The organism is Salinimicrobium oceani (assembly GCF_012037645.1).
Genome location: NZ_JAAVJR010000146.1, coordinates 1 through 697 on the forward strand (window position 1 = coordinate 1; position 697 = coordinate 697).

At 42.8% G+C, this 697-nt stretch carries 1 protein-coding gene; it reads left to right on the forward strand.

Annotated elements, in window-relative coordinates:
- Positions 1–685 (forward strand): NADP(+)-dependent, decarboxylating phosphogluconate dehydrogenase (locus HC175_RS15925; RefSeq protein ID WP_479685233.1); only part of this gene is annotated, 685 nt, incomplete at its 5' end.
- Positions 686–697 lie beyond the last annotated feature (12 nt).

The following is a 697-nucleotide window of genomic DNA, read 5'->3' on the forward strand; positions in this document are numbered from 1 at the left end:
AGAAAATGGTGAATTATTACTTGACAAAATTCTCGATGCAGCCAAACAAAAAGGCACCGGCGGCTGGTCAACAAATGCGGCTTTGGAACTGGGAGTTCCATTAGACACAATTAGTGCAGCGGTAATGGCGAGAAATATTTCCGGAATGAAGGAGGAGAGAACTGCTGCCGCAAAGAAATATGACTTCCGGACTTCAGAAAAGGAAAAAACAAAGGAGCCTAAAAATATCATTTTTGAAGCCTTTAAAGCGGCAGCTGTTATTAATCACGCCATCGGATTTGATCTGCTTAAAGCGGCTTCAGAAGAATATAATTGGAATTTAAATCTTTCAGAGATTGCGAGGATCTGGACCAATGGCTGTATTATAAGGAGTAAGCTGATGGAGGATCTGGTTGAAATTTTTAGAGGTCATCAGGGACATCTTTTAATTCAAGAGAAAATTATGAGGGAGATGAAGATTCATAGACAATCACTCACAGAGGTGGTGGGAATGGCTTTGAAAGCAGGTTTCCCGGTGCCGGTGATGAGTGCCGCGGCAAATTACCTGCTGAGCTTCACTTCCGAACAATCTTCGGCCAATTTGATTCAGGCGCAGCGGGATTATTTCGGAGCTCATACTTACGAAAGGAAAGACAAACCCAGGGGAGAGTTCTTCCATGCGGAGTGGAAGCCTGAAATAGATTAGCTAAAATTTTTT